This is a genomic window from Candidatus Nitronauta litoralis (genome assembly GCA_015698285.1).
GTDB classification, from domain to species: Bacteria; Nitrospinota; Nitrospinia; order Nitrospinales; family Nitrospinaceae; genus Nitronauta; species Nitronauta litoralis.
On record CP048685.1, the window covers coordinates 3,451,218 to 3,467,302 of the forward strand.

The following is a 16,085-nucleotide window of genomic DNA, read 5'->3' on the forward strand; positions in this document are numbered from 1 at the left end:
ACTATGGAAAGACCCGGGAACTTCCTTAGTAAAAGCTTTTCTCCTGACCCTTCGGTCCATATAATACCATTTTTACTGCTTGGACGAACCTTGCCCTGGAGCCTGAATCTTGAAGGATTTGAAGATTTTATTGAGTATTAAGCTCACCATTGTGGCAATCCTTTTGGGGAACTTTTCAACCGTTTTAGCACAGGATAAAAAGGAAATGGTGCTTTTCCCGGAAGGTGAGTTTTTGATGGGGAGTCCAGAGGATCAGGGGCTAGCCGATGAGCACCCTCAACATAAAGTTTACCTGAATGCTTATTATTTAGACCGCTTCGAAGTTTCCGGAGAAGACTTCAGTAAATTTTTAAAAGCCAATCCCAAAGAGCACCCCACCATTACGGGTTGGTATGACCGTGTTCCAAGACCGGGTATGGAAAACCGCCCTGTAATTGGACTATCCTGGAAACGATGCCGCAATTATTGTAAATGGAGTGGGAAACGTCTGCCCACAGAAGCAGAATGGGAACGGGCCGCTGCAGGGCTGGAAGGACGGGTTTTCCCCTGGGGCAATGCTCCCCCCAACGAAAAAAAAGCTAATTTTGGGCGGTGTTGTTTCATCCGAAAAGGCGAAGTATTGGAGGAGGTCAATGCGTATCCGGAGGGTCAAACTCCTGATGGAATTTTCAATATGAGTGGAAATATTGCTGAATGGGTTCTTGATTGGTATGATTCGTCTTACTACAAGTCAAGTCCTTACCGAAACCCCAAAGGACCGGAGGCGGGAAAATATCATGTGGTCCGGGGAGGGGCCTGGAATAGCCTTCCTGATTACATGAGAAGCCGCCGTCGCTATGGGAACAATGACGGCCAGGACTTTTATGGCATTGGATGCCGGTGCGCCCTCACTAAAAAATAACCTGTTCAGAAACCCCTAAACATTTAGTCTTTTCAGGAAACCAATGGATAAAGTTGATTTACAAATTGACCAGTTGGAACGTGAAAAACTCATTTCTCTTATCCAGCAAAATCAGGTGCGGATCGGGAAACACAATATCCGATATACCCGAAGCAACAAGAAACACACATTAGAACATTGGGATAAATGCCTTGAGTCCTACGAGCGTTTGCTAAAGGCCATACCCAAGGAAATCCTTAAAATCGAAAAGGAAATCCGGGTCAAGTTCGTTGAAGGGTTTACTCCCGAAAGGGAGACAAAACTTTTAAGCTTCATCAATACTGAAATCGAAGTCCTAATTCAGAAGACAGAAAAACTGTATAAGGATGAATTTAGAAAATTCGGTGCCTCCGAGGAATTCTCAAACAGGGTCAATGCAGCCAGGGAAAAATGTCAGGAACTCACAGAAACCTATATGGAAAAATGTCGTGAACTCTCTGATGAGAACTCGAAAAGCAAAAATAGAATGTCGCCAAAAGAGATCTGCGACTTTTATGACCTGAAAGATACTTTCCTGCACGAATTGAATTTACTGGGTCCACTCCAAAGCATTAATCTAATGTTTAAAGAAGCAGAAGCGAACCCAACTCTCCATGAAGCCATAACTGGAGTGCAGCAGGGAATTCGGGCTATGGCCAAAACTCTTCAGGATGAAGGGTCGGGCGAAATGCAGTCAATGAAGGAAAGAAAAGCGAGGAAAATGCAAGTTGCCAGGGAAACGCTTTTATTTCGAGATTTAGTCCTTAATATGGAACCTCTGATAGAGCAATCAATCCTCCCCGAGGAAAAACGCAACCAGGAAGTTTTAAAAAAGTTGTGGGAGCGAATTGAGGGACTGTTTTTCCAGGGCCGTAACGACTGGGCTGAAGCCATTCCCAAATTTAAAGGTGTTTTCGAGGTTTCAACAGGAACCGGAAAATAATATTTTTCATGATTTTTAATGAAAAAAATATTTTGAAAATAATTTTAAGCATTTTGTTATGCGCATTTCTTGCGGGATGTTCTCTCGTAAAGTTGAATTTTGGCTCTTCAATTTCCCCCCTTGAGGAAAAAGTTATAAGCGGTGAAGGAGATGCAAAAGTCCTTATTCTCAATATTGAGGGGTTTATTTCCAACCAGAAAAAACGCACTTTAATGGGTTCTCAATCCGATGTCGGGATGGTAGAGAGAGTTCGCGAAACCCTCCAAAAAGCGACCGAGGAGGAGGATATCCAGGCGCTCGTTTTAAAAATTAACACACCAGGTGGAACTGTCACTTCAAGCGATATCATCTACCATGAACTAAAAAGATTTAAAGAAGATCGAAAGATTCCCGTTTATGCATGGGTTGTAGATCTGGCAGCATCCGGGGGTTATTATATTGCGCAAGCTGCTGATAAAATACTTGCACACCCTACATCGATAACAGGCAGTATTGGTGTGATAACAGTCAAGGTCAATCTCCAGGGATTAATGGATAAAGTAGGGGTTGATTGGGAAGTCATAAAATCGGGTGAGAAAAAAGATTTCCTTTCACCCTTTAGAGCAATAACGGCTGAAGAGCGAAAACTGTTTCAGGAAACAATCGACCATTTTTACAAACGCTTTGTAAAAATTATCGCGGAAAACAGGAAAAACCTGACTGAAGATCAGGTCAAATCTCTGGCAGACGGGCAAGTTTTTTCTTCGGAAAAAGCACTAAATAATAACTTAATAGACCAAATAGCTTACCGCGATGAAGCCATTGAATTAATAAAAAAAGATTTAGGTGTAGATAAAATTAAATTGGTGACTTACCGGCGGTCTGGTGAATACAAATCAAACTTGTATTCGTCAATTTCAGGTCAACCGGTAATCAATCTTGTAAATCTGAACCTGAACTTTTTACCAGAAAATCCTGGCCCCCATTTTTTCTATCTCTGGATGCCATAATGATGCGAGAAGAATACCAGATTTCAACAGCATCCCCTCAAAAACTGCGCTTTCTCATGGTGGATGACGACCAGGAAGATGCATATTTAATTGAAAAACTGTTGGTCGATTCATTAGGCGAATCTAATTTTCAACTCGATGTTGCCGTTACCTGTGAAGACTTTTTTAATAAATTAAAACCTGGCAAATATGACCTGTACCTTCTTGACTACAGAATGGACGTCAGCAGTGGGCTCGATCTTTTGAAGATTCTTAAAAAAAATAATTGTGAAGAACCGGTAATCGTTTTGACGGGGCAGGGAAATCAGAATACCGTAGTTGAGGCTTTGCGTTTGGGAGCTACGGACTATGTCGTAAAAAGCAATCTTACGGCAGAAACCCTGAACCATTCTATTCAAAGAGGCCTCCGGTTATACAGGGATACCCAGCAGGGAAAATTAATGCAGAACAGGCTTGCCCTGCAAAAGTCACTGCTAGCTGGGCTTTCCGAAGCCACATCCTGTTTGTTAAGATCTGCAGACCACAAATCTGGAATAACTCATGCCCTGGAAGTCATGGCAAAAGCATGTCCGGCAGACGCAGCAGCACTCATTGAAAAATCTCCTCTGGTGGAATCTAATCAGGGCAAATGGTCGCTGAGCTCCCTATGGGCCTCACCCAATGAAAACAATACAGATAAAGCGATAAGTGAAACTCTTTTGAATATTGGAAGCTATCCAAAGCTCCATAGCTATATCAATGATTTTGAAAAAGGTCTGGAAAGGGATGCCGTGTTTCAGAATGGCATCTTCGGCTTTTCAAAAAATGTGCTGGTGCCCGTCCGGGTTCACGATCGTTTCTGGGGTTTTATAATTTTTGGAACAAATCAGGAAAATTTTTTATGGAACGAGGAATTAAAATCAACCTTAAAAACTTTTTCTGTAAGTCTGGGTTGGGAATTAAAACGCGACCGTGAAGGACAAGCTTTGCAGGAGCTGGTGCAGCAAACCTCGGGTGAAACCGGTGATGCCTTTTTTGAAGCCCTGGTCGTCCATCTTGCAAAAGCCCTGGAAGTCCGCACCGCCTATGTCTGCGAAATAGTTGAAAGTGGGCTTTCATATTCTCAACCTTTAAAAGGTTGGGATGGTTCAAAAATTGTAGGAGGAAGCAGTTTTGATTTAATAAACACTCCCGCAGAAGAAATACTTTGTGGAATGTACAGTTATTACCCGGAGAGAACAAAAACCCTGTTCCCACATTTGTCCTATTTACAGGAAACGAATATTGAAGGTTTCGCTGCCGTTCCCTTTTATGATACTTCCGGGAAACTGATGGGACACATTTCCATCATGAGTGAAAACCCTTTGACCGATTCGGAACGTGTTCTCTCTATTCTTCGACTATTTGGAGCCCGGGCGGGAGCTGAACTGGAAAGGCAAAAATCTGAATCTAAAATCCGTAATATGGCTTATTACGATTCATTAACTGGGCTCCCCAACCGTGTTTTATTAAATGACCGAATGGATGTAGCTTTGAGGCAGGCCCGTCGAAATAAGGATATGGTAGCAATCCTTTACCTCGATTTCGACCATTTCAAAAACATCAATGATACCTATGGCCATTTGTCAGGTGACCTTTTTCTAAAAGAAGGCGCCAGAAGGTTGGAAGCTTGTTTGCGAAAAGGCGACACTGTTTCCCGACTGGGAGGGGATGAGTTTGTAATTGTTCTTCCAGAAATAAAGGAAGTTAGAGATATCGCGCGATTGGCTCTAAAAATAAACGGAACGGTAAAACCTCCATTCATGCTGGAAGGTACCGAAATTAAAACTTCAGTAAGTGTCGGGATCTCGATTTTCCCTAAAGATGGCGACACTTCAAAAACTCTCCTTCAAAAAGCAGATAAAGCCCTGTTTTTTTCAAAAAATGCAGGACGCGACAGTTTTCACTTTGCCGATTCTGAATAACTATCCCAACCTTAATCTTTCTGGAATTCAAATAAATGGGGCAAATTATATCCATCAGCATCGGAAAACCAAAATCCATACCAGTAAAGAGTTCCCGGCCCATTAAATCCTCTTTTATCAAAACACCTATCGAGAGTAAAATATTTCTAGGATACGAAGGGTTTGAAAATGATCAGGTTGGAGATCCGCGATTGCACGGAGGTGTTGACAAGGCTGTTTGTGTTTATTGTAAGGAACACTTTGTTTACTGGACCAACGAAAAGGGATTAAAATTAAATGCACCAGCATTTGGAGAGAACCTGACCGTTGAAGGCCTTCTTGAAACACAGACTAATATTGGAGATGTTTTCAATATTGGGCAAGCTCAGGTTCAGGTGAGCCAACCACGACAACCCTGCCATAAGATAAACAAAGTCTACGATAACCAGAAAATGGCTTGCTGGGTCAAATCTTCTGGTTTTACGGGATATTACTTTCGGGTGATAGAACAAGGCTGGGTGGCACCTGGTGATAAGGTTATTCGGGTAAGAAAAGGGGAGGGTACTTTTTCTGTCGATGAAATTAATAGCTTTCTCTCCAAGTCCAAGGGAGAAAATAACCTCCAGAGATTAGCGAAAGCTGTAAAACTGGATTCATTGACAGATGAATGGCGTAAACTTCTCAAGAAGCGTTTACCTTAGCGAATAACCACCAAAACTTGATGAGGTCTTTTCCTTGAAACAGGAAATTCATGAAGAGGAATTGCTGCAGTTTTTACGTTCCACCTTGCTACTGGAGGGGCCGGGTGACAAGTCCGTTCATGCACTTTTAGGGCATCTTGCGGACCTGGGTTTATTGTCTTCAGCCAGGGATTCCTTCTGGATTATTGAAGGTATAGACTTCAAAACATCTTCCGCAGAATGGAAGGAAGCCTGGTCCAATAAGGTCCGAAAACTTTGCGAAAGCTCAAAAGGATTTGCGTTAAAGTATTTTATTAAAGAACTTCCAGAGTCAGTTTCATTAGCGTATCCCGATCCGCAAGGATTTCAAGGTGCAATTTCAGAGGGAGTTCTAGAAAATAGTGAATCTTCGAAAGGCAATGCTTCATCCAACCTAAGTAATCTGCAAATTGTAAAAAAAGTCGGGCGGCAGCTTTCTCCCTTGATTGAAATGGAAAATGATTTTCTAAGAAAACTCGAAGGCCCCAATACCAATCGCCAACAAGCAAGGCACATTTTTAATTTTATTATCAGTCGAGTAAAAATGAAAGGCGAGCCAAGGGAATGGATCCAGCTTAGTCGCCGCCGCCACAAATAAAACTCTTCAGGAAAGCCATTCATTCATTATTTTCACCTGGAATTTCTTATTCATGAAAAAACTTCTGGTAATTGGAGCAGGTCCGGGTGGGTACACAGCCGCTTTCTATGCAGCAGACCAGGGATTAGACGTAACTCTGGTTGATACTGAAAGTCGACTGGGGGGAGTTTGCCTGAACAAAGGCTGCATTCCCTCAAAAGCGCTTTTACATATTGCCAGGTTGATAAATGAAACTCGGGAAGCTGCAGAATGGGGACTTAAGTTTTCTGACCCGACCATTGACCTGAATGCAATGCGGGCGTGGAAGGATTCCATTATAGGAAAACTCACCAGTGGATTGAAACAATTGAACCAACAACGTGGATTGAAGTTTGTTTCCGGACATGCCTCATTTTTGGATTCAAACACCGTCAATATAGAAAACGGGGAAACGGTTTCATTTGACCATTGCCTCATTGCAACCGGTTCAAGACCAGTTATCCCCGCGGCATTAAATCTGGACAGTCCGCTAATAATGGACTCTACAGAAGCTCTTGAACTCAGAAATATTCCAGAACGTCTATTAGTCGTTGGCGGAGGTTACATAGGCCTCGAATTAGGGACAGTCTATGCCGCTTTAGGTAGTAAAGTGACCGTAGTCGAAATGACCAAAGATCTTTTGCCAGGGGTCGACCGGGACCTCGTTCGTATCCTGCAAGCCCGGCTTAGAAAGCAATTCAATCAGATCTTCACTTCAACCAGGCTGGATTCTCTTGCTGAAAAAAATGGAGTTCTGGAAGCCTGTTTTGAAGGCAAGGAGGAAGTATACGAGTATGACCGAGCCCTTGTTTCCGTAGGTCGAGTTCCAAACACCGAAAACCTCTCTCTGGAAAATACTAAGGTCAAATTGACTGACCGCAATTTCATTCAAGTTGACCAAAATTTTAAAACAGAGGAGGGGACTATTTCCGCTATAGGAGATGTCATCGGAGGAGCAATGCTGGCTCACAAAGCTTCCCACGAGGCTAAACTTGCTGTCGATTTCCTTCTCAACAAACATATTGAAGAAAAAGCACCAACAATTCCAGCCGTTGTGTTCACTGACCCGGAAATCGCCCTTTGTGGAATCTCTGAAACAGAGGCGGCAAAATCAGGAAGAGAAGTTCTGGTTTCCAAATTTCCCTGGGGGGCCTCAGGTCGCGCCACAGCTCTTGGAAGGAACGATGGTTTCACCAAGATAATCACTGAAAAAGAATCCGGGAAAATACTGGGAGTCGGGATTGTAGGAGTGGGGGCAGGGGAATTGATATCGGAAGGTGTTCTGGCTGTAGAAATGGGCGCAACAGTCAAAGATCTGGCGCATATTGTTCACCCGCATCCGACCTTATCTGAAACAGTGATGGAAGCGGCGGAAGTGGCAATGGGAATATCCACCCATGTCTATCGAAAAAAAAATTAATCAGATATCGATAACATCATCATCTTTTCGCGGGCCACGGTATTGCATGTTGGGTGGTCTTGGAACTTCCGGACGCCTTTTGCCTGCAAAAAACTGTGCAATCAGTGCCACTCCGGTTACAACCATCGCCACAACAAAAAATGTAAAAGCGAAAAAGAACAATAGTGAAAACACTATTAAGCCACCAAGGATCATTAAAAGACGGGTCGTCCACGGTATCTTCTGACTACCTTCGTTAATTCGAATGAAAAGCATTTTTCTCCAGTTTTATTAAGTTATAATGAGACATGACAAACCAAAGAGACACTTTCATCATAGAATGCCCTGAGTGCGGTGTCAAAAACCGAATTAAAGTATACTCAGCTGGAAAGCTTCCCGTTTGCGCCAAATGCAAAACTGCCCTGGTCGACGAAGAAAAAAACGACGCCCACGCCAAATACTCTCAAAATTTGAAAAAATTTTACGACCTGCCTGGATTTGGTCTTAGAAACGAGAAATAGAATTGTCCTGATAAACCCATTACTAATCTTGATACGCTGAGTTTAACACAATGGATGAAACAGTAGAGATAATTGACCGAATCATGCGTGAAACCCTGGGAGCCACGCATGTCGATATTATTGACGAAAGCCATCTGCATAGGGGACACAAAGCCGCAGGAGGAGGAGGGCACTACCACGTGACAGTGGTATCGTCCAAATTTGAAGACGTGAACCTGCTGGATCAGCGTCGACTGGTTTATACCGCTCTTGACGACCAGATCAATGGTACCCCTAAACTTATCCACGCCATCCAGATCAAAACCTTTACTCCCAATGATTGGGAATCAAACCAAAAAGTGTGAGTCAAATCACTCCCGGTAAATTTCCAACTCCTCACAGTTTTTCAGATTAGGAGACTCGGTCAGCGCCTTAATGCCTTCACGGGTGAACTGGTTTTTGTACAAGTCGAGTTTGACGTATTTCTTGCTTGTTTCCGAATCAGCAAAGGCCTGAGCTCCTTCATCACCGATCACATTTCCGAACAGTGACAGGTGAGATACTTTGGGCAAATAGGGTGTTTTGGCCAGGAGAACAGCACCCTCATCTCCAATTTCATTGTGATTAAGTGTAAGAACTTCAAGATTCGGTAAGAATTTACACCTGGCTATCGCTTCTGCTCCTTCATCAGCGATCTGATTATTTGAGTAAACAAACGTCTTCACGTTCTTCAGCGCGTCTTCTTTTGTCATCAATTCCATTGTTCCACGCAATCCAATAAACTTGTCCCGCAGATTGAGAATGGTCCCATCTTCAGATAGGCCTTCTTTTATTAAATCTTCGATCCGGCTCATGCGCCTCCTAAGGGATTTATAAGTTTTATATTTACTGGTCTATTCTATCAGAGCAGAGTACCTGCACCGAAGTTTTTTCAATATTCGCTGGATTTCTATGAATTTCTACAACGTTGTAACACAAATTTTCGATTCAATTTAATCCCTTTTGAAAAGAGAAGATTTTTTCCCATAAAAAAACCCGGCTGCTTACGCAACCGGGCTTGTATAAATCAAATCTATTTTCAGGCTATAACAGGTCTTCCTGAAATAGTCCCTCTTTGGTCCATCTCTCGACCTCTTCTTTGGATGGAATCGGTGGAACCTCTACCCGTTTAACTTCAGGAGCTTTAGGATCCAACGGTGAGTGGAACGTTCTGGCGTACGCCTCCGCTTTCCACAGATACAGGTGAGGAAACATCAGACCCCAAGGGGCCATAGGTGTACCGTCAACGCCACGAGTAACCCGTTTGTAATAGAGTTCATCCGGCCAATCCTTCAGGACCTTGTCAACGTGATCGGGCATTTTGTCAGTATCAGGACCATTGGGGTCTCGGAAATCAAATGCACCCGTCATCATAGGAATACCATCAGCGCCATGACAAACAGCACAATTGAGACCTTCGGTGACGGGTTCCTTACCTTCAAAGACCAATTTCCCTTCTTCAATTATTTTTGGGTCGTCCCACCAGGTCCACTGGTTCGGGAATTTACCCTCAACCGGGATATGAGTCGGGTCACGCAATGTTTTGAGATAAGCCACCAGCGATTGCAACTCAACCTTACTCAGGTCTTCACCATAATAAGTGGGCATAGCTTTTTTCGATTTTGGATCCTCAAATCCTGGCGACTGTATTTTTCTCGGATCTACAATCTGCTCCAGAATATAATCAAACGAGTATAGACCGATTTGTTTGGTGCCAAGGTTAGGTCCACGGTCCGAGTTGCCTTCCCAGAAAACCTTATGACAGTTAAAGCATTTATTTCCCTCAAAAATCTCACGACCCGCAGCAATTGCCTCTGGCCCTGGAACAAACTTGGTGATAGGTGGTTTGTCTATTTTCTTAACCTCTTCCACCGGATCAAATTGGGGAAGCTGGGCGGTAATGGTAATAAATAGCATCGAGGGAATCAGGTAAGTCATGATCAGGCGGAAGTTGGATTGCGCCATTCCTTTTTCAACACTGAGCTTTTTCAGGTCAAGGATTATGAAATAAACAAGGCCGACAATCACAAAAGAAACAAACTCAATCTGCCACCAGACTGGAAACCCTAATTTCCCGGCCGCAATCCAGGCAATAACAGCTATGACCGCGGCAACGGGAATTTTAAAGCCAATATTTTTAACAAAGCTTTTTTCTTTAAGCGGACCTGCGCCCTTTAACAGAAGAATTGTGTAAAGGAATGTCAGGAAGGCGAGGCCAACCCCCATGGACCACGGTGGGTTAAAACTGAAAAAGTCCCCACAGATATATCCAAATACAAAGGCTCCTAGAGTCGGCCCGAAAATTTTGGCAAGTTTTTTCATAGTCCACCAAAGAAGATTAACAACTTAATTCCCTGTTATTACTCCGCCATTTGCGGAGCAGCAGAAGCCGGTACTTCTTTCTTTTTTCCTTTCGGGTATTTGATACCCAACCAGATAATTGCTGTCATGATGATAAAGAAAGTCCACACAATGAACGTGACAAACTGTCCAGACTCCGCAAGCGTTGGAGCGTATTTTTCAGGTGTCACATCTCTGAATACTTTGTAAATATGGAAATTCATCCGGGAAAGTTCACGAATAACGCCCATCCAGCTCATCAACCAGATGTCTGTGAAACCCATGAAGATCAGGATGTAAGGACCTAATGGATTGATCTTGCCCCAGCTGATTTTTCCTGTTTTAGTCGAGATCGTATAAAAAATGTAGTTGATCAGCGTAACACCCACCAACGCAAAAGCTGCCGTGTTCTTGGAAACCATCAGCGCCAGAAATGCAAGATTATCGGGAAGCACCATGGCTTCATTCATGCCAGGTTCCGGCATCATCGTCGCAAAGAAACGTCTTGGGGTGAACCAGATGGTGGCAGCGCACACGATCAAAATAAAACCAAGTTTCATTGCAGGGAAAAACCGTTGCGCATTCTCAATGCGCTTCATACTCACCCACATATAAACATTACTAGCGGTGAACATGGTTCCGATCAATAATCCCTGCACTAGCATGAACATGGATTCACGATCGGACATGATGTACATGCCGATGGTCGCATCGTACTGGTAAATTTCCCGGACAAAGATGTAACCCATAGCGGGGAGGGGAATCATGATGATCACGCCAATCGCGTTACCCACATACCCCATCCAATCGTAATACTCTTTTTCTTTTTTATCAGTCGACCACAAATACATGTACGCCGCGATGACCCCGACCATGAATCCACCAAAAGTCCCATTACCGACAAGACGGTGGTAGTTGAGAGGCATCCACGTCATATTTGTCAGGCGGTCCCATTCGGTCATAGCGGTGAACATATCCGCATATGGTTTTGGTGGAGTCTGCATGAAGGTCGCCGGACCATCAAGCGCACAAAGCAGGGACAGTCCCAGAATATTCAGAATGACGCCAAGAACAATGTGTCGACCTTTTTTATTTGATTTGTTCAGCGGATCCCAGGAGTACACGTAAATGTACATGATGATGGTTTCCAAAATGAACAGAGTTGGATACCCGATCATGAACAGAACGGGAAACGCAGTGACCAGATAGGATATGAAATCCTTGTAGGCCACCATCATGATGAACAGGAAGAGGCCTCCAGTGAGCGCCGTGAAGCTATAACAGATCCCGATAACTTTTGTGATCTCGTGCGCCAGGCGCTCGAATTTGAAGTCCGCTTCTGCAAACATGATTTTATTTGCAAGCAAACCACCGACAGCGCCGTTAATAATGGCACAAATAATCTGATTCAGATGGACATGTTCTACATTGATTGTGGGAAAGCACATTGCCGTACCCACTACAGCACCAATGGCTATAGAGGGTAATATCCCTATACACTTGTGAAAGAAGTTCAGAAAGCTGACTGTCAATGCTGCAAATGCACAGGCCCACATCCCGAACAAGACACCATGATGTATGTCTACAATTATTTCGCCGATGATCCCGATAGTCACCCCGATCAGGACAGCCAGGAAGGTATTAGCCAGAATTATGGAAGCCCGCACACCCCGGGTCCGCCTTGCTCCCATGACTTCCATAATGACCACGAACATCGGGCAGCCCAGAATGAAGGATGCAAACAGGATATGCATCTGCGCCGCAAACCAGGTCGCCTTGCGGTTGCTCCATCCGTCAATATCTTCATTGGAGAATTGCGGGGCCTTGACATCTTTAGCAAGACCAATGTCAGTCAAATAAGAGAGATCAGGTTCTTCTTCACCTTCTTCACCCCCTTCTTCGTCACCTTCACCGTCACCTTCTTCATCGTCTTCGTCCTCATCATCCTCATCTTCATCGTCTTCATACTCTTCGTCTTCATCTTCTTGAGCATACGCAGAAGAAATTCCGATATTGAAGGATCCACCGGTAAGGCTTTGCAGGGCAGAAGTACCTGGTCCCCAGGCAAAAACTGCCAAAGCCAGTACCCAGACAATAGTGGTTAAAAGAAAATTGAACTTTTTCTGAGGGGATGCGGAGGTTTCCATTAAACGATCCCTAAATTAGGTGAAGGAGCACGGGTTAAAGGAGTACCGGGTTGCCTTTTTGACTGGAAATTACTAAGGGCCATTCCTGATCAAGAACCGAGTAACTGGTTTCAGGCAATCACTAACCCTTTTCAAACCCTTCTTAAAGACACAATTCGGTTAAGTCCGACCCAGTAAAGGTGCCCTTAAAAGGCTAGAGAATTATCATAGGGGTTATTTAAAGTCAAGGATTTTGTCCTTAAGGGATGTAGTCCAAGACCTTAAGATAAAAGCGATTAATAAATAAATCGGGTTTTAAGAAAAGATGTTTCCCAAACTTCCCAAATTTAAAGCTGCCCATCGGTGGAATCCGAGGTCAAACCAGGGACAATGAGCAATCCAAAACCCAGGGAAACGCAAAACACGGAAAGGAGGCCAACAGGGACTCTGGCAGATTCACCAGCCATATCTCGGACAGACATGACGAAAAGATAACTTCCAAGTCCTAACAAGGCAAGGCCAATTCCCCTGACTTTTAATGTCTTCACGAGATTTTCTCCAAACTTGTTTGTGGAAACGACTCTGCAGCTAACTGCCCACATGCGCCCAGAATGTCGGTCCCTCGGTTTTTCCTGACAAAGGTCGAATAGTGCTTTGAAACCAGATAATCGCGGAACAGTTCAACCTGACTTTCTTCAGGAGCCTCATAGGCAGAACCCTCATACCAGTTAAAGGGAATCAGGTTAATTTTACAGGGGAAACCGGATAGTAATCTGGAAAGCCTCCTGGCATCTTCCATCCTGTCATTGATTCCTCCAAGCAAAACATACTCAACGGTGATACGCCTTCCTGCTTTAAGTGGAAAGTCCTGCAGGCAGGCAATGAGTGTTTCAATCGGATATTTTTTGTTGATAGGCATTATCTTGTCACGGGTCGGATTGTCGGTTGCATTTAAAGAGACCGCAAGATTGACATTCAAACCCTCGTTACCAAAGTCGCGTATTTTATCAACCAGCCCACTTGTGGAAACGGTAACTTTGCGGATGGGAAACCGTAGCGCTTCAGTCGATATCAAGAGCTTGATGGCATCCACGACTGCGGCATAATTGTCCAGAGGTTCTCCCATGCCCATCATGACGATATTAGTCACTTGTTTATCTTGAGGAAGGTCATCATTTACCGCCATGTACTGACCCAGTATTTCACCCGCAGTAAGCTGCTCTTTCAATCCAAGAGTTCCCGTCAGACAAAAGGAGCAAGCGAGCCTGCAACCCACCTGGCTTGATATACACAATGTCCTTCGATCCCCATCAGGCATCCAAATGCTTTCTACCTGCCCCCCATTGGCCAGTTCAAACAAGTATTTAATCGAACCATCTTCCGAATGTGTCCTTGATTTAATCTTTGGAAGACAAAGACTGAAATGCTCTTGTAGTTTTTCTTTTAAGGCTTTGGAAACATTGGACATTCCCTCAAAATCCCGGCAACCTCGTTGGTAAACCCATCCCAGGATTTGATGAGACCTGTACGAAGCTTCCCCCCAATCTGCCAGGACCTGCTTCAGCTTGTCTTCTGGTAGCCCAATAATATCAATCACTTAGATAAACCAATTTAAAAGTTGAACCAGACCCACTCCCATCTGTCGACTGAATGCACCAAAAGGGATGAGCAATTTTTTCCTATTATACCTGCAGCCTGGGAATTTTGTTCCCTGGAAATCACTGGAAAGGTATCCCCAAATGGGGTACACTTTTTCGGATTGTTGGTTTGTATGCCTTGCCTTTCAATTGGTGGACCTTGCCATTTATTTTCCTCAAGGTTTTGAAGGCAAAGCAGGTATGAAAATTTTTTCTAATTGTCAAAACTTCAAGTCCGGAAAAACTGGCCTCAGAATCAAATGAAATTGCCCGTGGAAAGGAAAAGGCATCAATTGTGAATAGCAATAGAGCTGTGAAGTTGCCCGACTGCTATCGAATTCTAAATGTATCCCCCGATGCCGCCTGGAATGAAGTCCGGCGGGCCTACCATGCTCTTGCGTTGAAATTTCATCCTGATCGAAATCTGGGTGACCCGGTAAGTGAAGAAAGGTTTAAAGAGGTCTCCTCTGCTTTTAATACATTGCGTCAATATTACGCAGCAAGAGGAATGGAGACTGCCCCGGAGAATTTTAACGAGCCTTATACATTTCGAAGGAAGCACCAAACTTCAAATCCCAAACAGGAAGAAAACCCGGATATTCTGGGGAGACCACTTGTAAGCCGTGCCTGGAAAAAACTTCAACGGCTGGAGCGTTCATGGTTTCAGCTTGATGTTGAATTAAAAGTGGTGGTTTCACCGCAAGTCGCACTGAATGGCGGTTATATCAAAGTTAAACGGTCCTGGGAAACTCTGGACATCCGTGTGCCTCAGAGGACACGTGACGGAACTCTTTTACGGCTTGCAGGCAAAGGAGATCCCGGTGTCATGCACCGCGAACGGGGCGACCTGATTGTCCGGATAGAAATCGCTGCAGGTGAGCGCCCCGGTAAAAAGCCCGATGATTTTCCTGTAGTTGTCTGGCTTGATAAAAGAGACCTCCGTCAGAGGAAGGTGTTCTCTTTATCCACCCACGAAGGCCAGATTCTCTATTCGCTGCCAGTGACCACACGGCACGGTCAGGAAATCGTCCTGTTAGGCAAACCCGATCCAGTAACCGGCATCAGAACGCGGTTCTTGGTGGAAGTGAGGCTGGTTTAATATATTTTTCAAGCGGGTCCGGGTTTTCTTTGTAGTTCATAAACGTATGAGTGGTGACTAAAATATTCACCAGAGCCATCAGCACCGTACAAACAGCTAGAGCCGAAAGCGACAGAGCTTTCTCTCCCTTTTCCATCTTTTTAAAACCCCTCACCATAAGCCAGACGCAGAAAACTGAAATCACCACCCCGGCTATTAAAAGCCCCTGCAGCGTTTTTGACAAAGCGATTTCATGGTCCATGTGGTTGAGAGTCAAAGCCGCTAAAAAGACAGAAGGGAAACTGAGCAGGAATGGCCATCCCACGCCACCCGATCCTTTAACACGGTTGCGCTGCCAGGTTTTAAGGCCAAATATAAGCATAACAACGATCAGCACGAATCCCATTTGATCCCGCACGTTTATTTCATGCTGTTTTTCCCGAATGAAATTAAGTGCTCCCAAAACGTAGCTGGAAACCTCCTCTTCATCCATTTCGTAAAATCCGCCCTTGTTCGTATCAAAAGCAAAAACACGAGCTGTTATCGATTCCGCCGGAAGAGACACGGCACGCCAGGCAGTCTCATTTGCTGATTCAATTTCTAGGTAAACAATCCCCGTATGGTATTCGAGCTTGCCACCCGTTTCCTGTACTTCAATCAGGTTGCGTGCATATCTATCATTCTTTTTGTGATAATCTTTTTGCAATTCAATGAGGTCCAGCATCGCTTTACGGGCTTGAATATCAGCAGCATTTTCATATAGCCGATTGCAACCGCTGAGAAAAAACAATGCAATTGCGCACAAAAAGAGTTTGACCAGTAAATTTTTTTTCATGAGTTGTAACGTCCCGGGTCTTG

At 44.2% G+C, this 16,085-nt stretch carries 16 protein-coding genes; 9 read left to right on the forward strand and 7 right to left on the reverse strand.

Annotated features, from left to right (window positions below):
• Positions 1-205: 205 nt before the first annotated feature.
• The 7 genes from G3M70_15755 to lpdA are packed head-to-tail and all read left to right on the forward strand — an operon-like array spanning position 206 to position 7,528.
• Positions 206-901 carry a formylglycine-generating enzyme family protein gene (locus G3M70_15755; protein ID QPJ63847.1) on the forward strand — a complete coding sequence of 232 codons (696 nt, stop codon included), beginning with the start codon at positions 206-208 and terminating at the stop codon, positions 899-901.
• 43 nt (positions 902-944) lie between these two features.
• On the forward strand, positions 945-1,862 hold the full coding sequence (locus tag G3M70_15760) for a hypothetical protein (GenBank protein ID QPJ63249.1): 918 nt from the start codon (positions 945-947) through the stop codon (positions 1,860-1,862).
• Between the two features lie 8 nt (positions 1,863-1,870).
• Positions 1,871-2,851, forward strand: a complete 981-nt coding sequence (gene sppA, locus G3M70_15765; GenBank protein QPJ63250.1) for a signal peptide peptidase SppA — start codon at positions 1,871-1,873, stop codon at positions 2,849-2,851.
• Positions 2,851-4,794, forward strand: a complete 1,944-nt coding sequence (locus G3M70_15770; protein QPJ63251.1) for a GGDEF domain-containing response regulator — start codon at positions 2,851-2,853, stop codon at positions 4,792-4,794. Before sppA ends, G3M70_15770 begins: the two co-directional genes overlap by 1 nt.
• Positions 4,795-4,829: 35 nt before the next feature.
• A complete protein-coding gene (locus tag G3M70_15775) occupies positions 4,830-5,474 on the forward strand; it encodes an MOSC domain-containing protein (GenBank protein ID QPJ63252.1) in 645 nt (214 codons plus the stop codon).
• 34 nt (positions 5,475-5,508) lie between these two features.
• Entirely contained in the window at positions 5,509-6,090 is a 582-nt protein-coding gene (locus G3M70_15780; protein QPJ63253.1) for a hypothetical protein, read from the forward strand.
• 52 nt (positions 6,091-6,142) lie between these two features.
• Positions 6,143-7,528, forward strand: coding sequence for a dihydrolipoyl dehydrogenase (lpdA, locus tag G3M70_15785; GenBank protein QPJ63254.1), 1,386 nt, complete (start codon positions 6,143-6,145; stop codon positions 7,526-7,528).
• Here lpdA and G3M70_15790 read toward each other — a convergent pair whose 3' ends face one another.
• Positions 7,529-7,783: a hypothetical protein gene (locus G3M70_15790; protein QPJ63255.1), complete on the reverse strand. Its 255-nt coding sequence runs from the start codon at positions 7,781-7,783 to the stop codon at positions 7,529-7,531.
• 295 nt (positions 7,784-8,078) lie between these two features.
• Between G3M70_15790 and G3M70_15795 the strand changes: the two genes are divergently transcribed.
• The gene (locus G3M70_15795; GenBank protein ID QPJ63256.1) at positions 8,079-8,372 is read left to right on the forward strand and encodes a BolA family transcriptional regulator; all 294 of its coding nucleotides are present in this window, start codon (positions 8,079-8,081) and stop codon (positions 8,370-8,372) included.
• Between the two features lie 6 nt (positions 8,373-8,378).
• Here G3M70_15795 and G3M70_15800 read toward each other — a convergent pair whose 3' ends face one another.
• The 5 genes from G3M70_15800 to rlmN all read right to left on the reverse strand — a co-directional run bounded on the left by G3M70_15800 (position 8,379) and on the right by rlmN (position 14,109).
• A complete protein-coding gene (locus G3M70_15800; protein ID QPJ63257.1) occupies positions 8,379-8,861 on the reverse strand; it encodes a hypothetical protein in 483 nt (160 codons plus the stop codon).
• A gap of 229 nt (positions 8,862-9,090) precedes the next feature.
• Positions 9,091-10,368, reverse strand: a complete 1,278-nt coding sequence (locus tag G3M70_15805; protein QPJ63258.1) for a c-type cytochrome — start codon at positions 10,366-10,368, stop codon at positions 9,091-9,093.
• Between the two features lie 38 nt (positions 10,369-10,406).
• On the reverse strand, positions 10,407-12,533 hold the full coding sequence (locus G3M70_15810; protein QPJ63259.1) for a hypothetical protein: 2,127 nt from the start codon (positions 12,531-12,533) through the stop codon (positions 10,407-10,409).
• Positions 12,534-12,859: 326 nt separating this feature from the next.
• The gene (locus tag G3M70_15815; GenBank protein QPJ63260.1) at positions 12,860-13,060 is read right to left on the reverse strand and encodes a hypothetical protein; all 201 of its coding nucleotides are present in this window, start codon (positions 13,058-13,060) and stop codon (positions 12,860-12,862) included.
• Positions 13,057-14,109 (reverse strand): 23S rRNA (adenine(2503)-C(2))-methyltransferase RlmN, encoded by a 1,053-nt coding sequence (rlmN, locus tag G3M70_15820; GenBank protein QPJ63261.1) that lies wholly within the window; start codon positions 14,107-14,109, stop codon positions 13,057-13,059. The genes G3M70_15815 and rlmN overlap by 4 nt, the downstream gene beginning before the upstream one ends.
• Before the next feature lie 335 nt (positions 14,110-14,444).
• Between rlmN and G3M70_15825 the strand changes: the two genes are divergently transcribed.
• Entirely contained in the window at positions 14,445-15,248 is an 804-nt protein-coding gene (locus G3M70_15825) for a DnaJ domain-containing protein (protein ID QPJ63262.1), read from the forward strand.
• On the opposite strand, the gene G3M70_15830 is transcribed toward G3M70_15825, so the two are convergent.
• Positions 15,211-16,062, reverse strand: a complete 852-nt coding sequence (locus G3M70_15830; GenBank protein ID QPJ63263.1) for a hypothetical protein — start codon at positions 16,060-16,062, stop codon at positions 15,211-15,213. The genes G3M70_15825 and G3M70_15830 overlap by 38 nt on opposite strands.
• Positions 16,063-16,085: the final 23 nt, after the last annotated feature.